The sequence below is a fragment of the Geoalkalibacter sp. genome (assembly GCF_030604225.1).
Taxonomy (GTDB): domain Bacteria; phylum Desulfobacterota; class Desulfuromonadia; order Desulfuromonadales; family Geoalkalibacteraceae; genus Geoalkalibacter.
This window is the reverse complement of sequence record NZ_JAUVWH010000174.1, coordinates 1-5,000: the sequence shown is the minus strand read 5'-3', so window position 1 is coordinate 5,000 and position 5,000 is coordinate 1. Positions and strand designations below refer to the sequence as shown.

The following is a 5,000-nucleotide window of genomic DNA, read 5'->3' as shown; positions in this document are numbered from 1 at the left end:
TCGGTCGCCAGTCGTTGTGGTGGGGGCAGGGCCGCAACGGCGCCCTGGTGCTGAGCAATAATGCAAAACCTCTCGACATGCTGCGTCTCACTACGCCGTCTCCTGTGCTGCTGCCTTGGGTATTCAAGCATCTCGGCCCTTTTCGCTTTGATGTCTTCTGGAGCGAACTCGAAAGCGCGCGCGCGGTGCCCAACCCCTACATCGCCGGCCTGCGTCTCAACCTCAGGCCTCTTCCCTGGCTGGAAATCGGCGGTTCGCGCGCGGTCATGTTCGGCGGCGAGGGGCGCCCCGACATCGATTTTTCCGAATTCATCACCATCCTCGGCGGCAAGAACCTTGAGGGGGGCGACGACAGCAGCAACAGCGTGGCCGCCCTCGACGCGCGCCTGACCCTGCCCTTTCTTTACCATGCCGAACTCTACGGGGAACTCGGCGGCGAAGACGAGGCCGGTGCGTTCATCGCCAAGAAGGCTTTTTTGCTTGGTCTTTACCTGCCGCGCCTCGAACCCAGCGGGCGCCTGGCCCTGCGCGCCGAGCATGCCAATCTCGCCTATCAGGGGCACGGACCCGTTTGGTATCGTCATTCCCAGTATCGATCAGGCTATACCTATGAAGGGAAAATTCTCGGCCATCAAATCGGCGGCGATGCCCGCTCGTGGTATCTGGAGGTTTCGGCTTTTCTCACCGAGAGGTTGAGCGCCGCCGTGGAGGTGGATTACCAGAAACGCGGCTACAGCCAGGCCGAGACGGAAGACCATCTGCAGCCGGGATTAAACCTGGCCTGGCAGGCCTCCGACAACATGCGCCTGATTGGCCGCTATGCTTTTGACCGGGTGCGCAATGTCGGCTTCGTTTCGGGGGTGGACGCAACCCATCACTTCACCTTTCTCAGTCTGGATTACCGTTTATGACCACGCTCAACCAACTTTGGCGCTCCGCCGTTGCTCTTGCCCTGGTTTTTCTCGCCGCCATTCTGCTGGCTCCCGGCGGCCAGTCTTGGGCGCAGGAGTCGCGCACCGGTGGTCCCCTCGTTCCAGAAAAGCGCGAACAGAACATCCTGCTGCGGGCGGAGAGCGGGGACACGGGCGGGGTCTCCAGGCAGTCCGCCGAGCGCGATGCCCGAGATCTGCCCTTTTGGGAGGCAGGCTCCGAGGGTCCGCGTCGCGATGGACGGCAGGAGCCCAGAGGGCAGGCCGTCGACAAGGATGCCGCTCTTCCCAAGGTCGAGGCGCCCGAGCCTTCGCGGGTCGAACAAGGCTTTCGCCAGGCGCCGGTGATCCTCGGCGAGGCCGTCGAGCGTCGCGAAAGCCTGGCCCCTCAGTCCCAAGATCCCATGACGGTGCGTCGCGAGGAGTTTCAGGCTGCGCTCTACCTTGAACTTGTGACGGCCGACGAGTCGCTGAGCTTGCGCGATAAGGCCAAGATGTTCCGTGAGTTGGACGAGACAAGGCGTCGTACCTATCTGCAGAGCCTGGGGGTTGAGGAGCGCCGGCAATTTTTGGCGGCGACCGGAGAGCAGGAATCGCCTTGGTATCTTCAGGATTTGCGTGCCCCGACGGTCGATCGTGATCTCAAGCAATTCGGTTTTCGCTTTTTTGAAACCGAGAATCCCGCTTTTCTGCCCGATCGTCTGGCGCCCGTCGGACCCGATTACGTACTGGGTCCCGGTGATACCCTGGAGATCCATCTGTGGGGTGCCATCGACGGACGCCATGAGGTGACCATCGACCGCAACGGCGTCATCAACGTTCCGCGGGTCGGCGCGATCACTCTCTGGGGGCAGACCCTGACCCAGGGCAGGGACAGTATCCGGCGAGAAATTTCAAAATATTTCAGTAACTTCGAAATGAATGTGAGTTTGGGAGCGCTGCGCTCCATTCAAGTGTTCCTGGTGGGCGAAGTCCGGCAGCCTGGAACTTACACGCTCAGTTCCATGGCCACTATCCTCAACGCCCTGACCCTGGCAGGCGGCCCCACGCGCAACGGCAGTCTGCGCGCGGTGCAACTGGTGCGTGGCGGGCAAGTGGTTGCCGAGGTCGACTTCTACGACTTCTTTACAGCCGGTGATCGCAGTCGCGACCTGCGCCTGCAGGCCGGCGACACCGTGCATGTGCCCATCGCCGGCGCCCAGGTGGGAATCGCCGGCGATGTACGGCGGCCAGCCATCTATGAGCTCAAGGGCGGCGAAACCCTGGGCGACCTGCTGCGCCTGGCCGGCGGTTTTCAGTCCACCGCCTACCTGCGCAAGGTGCAGGTCGAGCGGGTTCTGGCCCACCAGTCACGCAAGGTCATCGATCTCGATCTCGGCGAGGAGCCCCTCGCCGCCGAGGCGGGATTCGATTTTGTCCTGGCCGATCGCGACATGGTGCAGGTCTATTCCATCGCTCCGGTAAAAAACCGCTACGTCGTGCTCAAGGGATATGTCGCGCGGCCCGGCCCCTATCAGTTGCAGGAGGGTATGCGTCTCGCCGATCTGCTGCTGCGCTACGACAACCTGTTGCCCTACTACTATCCGGGCTTCGCCGAGGTGCTGCGCCTTGAGCCGCCCCTGTATCAGCCGCGCAAGCTGACGGTCAACCTCGCCGCCGCCCTGACCGGCGATCCCGAGGAAAATCTGCTGTTGCAGGAGCATGACGAGATCAGCATCTTCTCCCGCGAGGAAATGGAGGAGGGCGCCCAGGTGCGCGTTTCCGGCGCCGTGCAGAACCCCGGGCTGTTCCGCTACTTCGAGCAGATGCGGGTGCGGGATCTGATCGTTGCCGCCGGCAATCTGCGCCGCGGCGCTTTTCTCGACGAAGCCGAGATCACCCGCTTTGAACACGGCGCACAGGGAACCCAGACTCGCCAGCTGCTCATCCGACTTGATAAGGCCCTGGCCGGCGACCCTGACCATAATCTGAGCCTGCATCCCGATGACCAGCTCTTTGTGCGGCAGCTACCCGATTTCCATGAAAAAGCCACCGTGCGCCTGGAGGGCGAGGTGCGCTTTCCCGGCGAATACACCGTGGCCAAGGGCGAGACGCTCGGCTCGCTGTTGGCGCGCGCCGGCGGCTTCAGCGACCGCGCCTATCTGCGTGGTGCTGTTTTTACCCGCGAATCGGTGCGGCAGCTGCAACAGGAGCGCATCGAGCAGCTGATTCGCGAACAGGAGCAGGCCGCCCTGCGTGTTTCCTCGGAGATCGCCGGCGGCGCCATGAGCCGCGACGACATCCAGTCGGCCCAGGCCCTGCTCGACGCGCGCCAGGAACTGCTGCGCAAGCTGCGCGAAACCCCCGTCACCGGGCGCATGGTGGTCAGGCTCGCGCCCCTGGAGGATTTTCGCGGCAGTGAATACGACATCGAGCTGGTCGGCGGTGATGTACTTCATATTCCGACCAACCCGCGCACCGTCATGGTGCTGGGACAGGTGTACAATCCGATCACTTTGACCTTCAGCCCCGGAAAGACGGTGGCCAATTACCTGACCCAGGTTGGTGGTCCCAAGGAAGACGCCAACACCCGCCAGATGTTCATCGTGCGCGCCGATGGTACCGTGCTCAGCCAGAATCAGACAGGGAGCGGCCTGAGTTGGGACCGCGAGAACTTCCGCTGGGTGTTCGGCGGCTTCAACAATACCGTCATGTATCCCGGCGATACCCTGTTGGTGCCCGAGAAATTTCAGCGCATCCACATCATGCGCGAGATCAAGGATCTCACCCAGATCTTCTACCAGATCGCCCTCGGCGCGGCGGCGGTCGCATCGTTCTGATCATCTGTTGATAGGCTAAATATGGAAAATGATCACCGTAAAGACTTGGCTCGTGGCTCTCAGGGCGAGGGCTTCGATGACGACGAAATCAACCTTCTTGACTTGCTGCTGGTCTTGGCTCGCAACTGGAAGATGATCGTCGGCACCTGCGTCGCCACCTTTGCTTTGGCCTGCATCTACACACTGACCCTGCCGAATATCTTTACCGCCACCGCGCGCATCCTGCCGCCGCAGCAGGAAAAGGGTGGATTGAGCAGCATGCTCGGCGGCATGGGGGATTTGGCCGCTTTGGCAGGGGTGCGGGTTGGCGGCTCCTCGGGCGATCTGTACGTGGCGATGCTCAAAAGCCGCACCATTGCCGATGCCGTCATCGAGCAGTTCGATCTGATGAACGCCTATGGCCAGGAATCGCGCAGCCAAATGTACGACAAGCTAAATGGCTTGATGAATGTGTCCCTGGGAAAAACCGATGGCGTCATCAGCGTCAGCGTTGACGACCAGGATCCCCGGCGCGCCGCCGCCTTGGCCAATGCTTTTGTCGAGGAACTCAAGAAACTTAATGTGCGCCTCAACCTGAGCACCGCGGGGCGCGAGCGACAGTTTCTCGAGGAACGCCTCGCGGTGGTCGGCCGGGATCTGGCGCAGGCCGAAGACAATCTCAAGCGTTTTCAAGAAGAGCACAAGGCCATCAAGCTCGATGAGCAGGCCAAAGGTCTCATCGAAGCCATTTCGCGCCTCAAGGGCGAACTGGCCAGCAAGGAGGTCGAGCTCGGCGTGCTGCTCTCCTACCAGACCGAGCAAAATCCCCAGGTGCGCGCCCTGCGCGAAAGTATCAGCCAGATTCGCGAGCAGATCCGCCGTCTCGAGCAGTCCCCCGGCGGCCAGCAGGTGGCCGGAGATGTTTTTTTCGTGACCTCCGAGGTGCCAGAGCTGGGGCTACAGTTCGCTCGTCTCATGCGCGACTACAAGGTGCAGGAGACGCTCTTCGAGCTGCTCACCAAGCAGTACGAGGTCGCCAAGATCAGCGAGGCGAAAAACACCTCGACCCTGCAGGTGCTGGATGATGCTTTTGTGCCCGACCGCAAGAGCAAACCCAAGCGTTCCTTAATGGTTTTGGTCGCTACGTTCGCCGCCGGTTTTCTCGCAATCCTCGTCGCTTTTGTCCGTGAATTCGGCCGCAATCTCAACGGCGAGGATCGTCAACGGTGGGAGCAGATCAAGGCCAGTCTGCGCCTGCGTGAGTAGTGTTGTA

At 61.7% G+C, this 5,000-nt stretch carries 3 protein-coding genes; all 3 read left to right on the top strand.

Annotation, left to right across the window (positions count from 1 at the left end; translation table 11 throughout):
• Nucleotides 1–911 (top strand): capsule assembly Wzi family protein (locus QAT43_RS14130; protein WP_305043731.1); only part of this gene is annotated, 911 nt, incomplete at its 5' end.
• A complete protein-coding gene (locus QAT43_RS14125; RefSeq protein WP_305043730.1) occupies nt 908–3,748 on the top strand; it encodes an SLBB domain-containing protein in 2,841 nt (946 codons plus the stop codon). The genes QAT43_RS14130 and QAT43_RS14125, both read left to right, overlap by 4 nt.
• A gap of 45 nt (nt 3,749–3,793) precedes the next feature.
• A complete protein-coding gene (locus tag QAT43_RS14120; protein ID WP_305043729.1) occupies nt 3,794–4,993 on the top strand; it encodes a GumC family protein in 1,200 nt (399 codons plus the stop codon).
• Nucleotides 4,994–5,000 lie beyond the last annotated feature (7 nt).

Excerpts from the sequence above, each read along its gene's own strand:
- QAT43_RS14125 (WP_305043730.1), top strand. The coding sequence starts at position 908 with ATGACCACGCTCAACCAACTTTGGCGCTCCGCCGTTGCTCTTGCCCTG.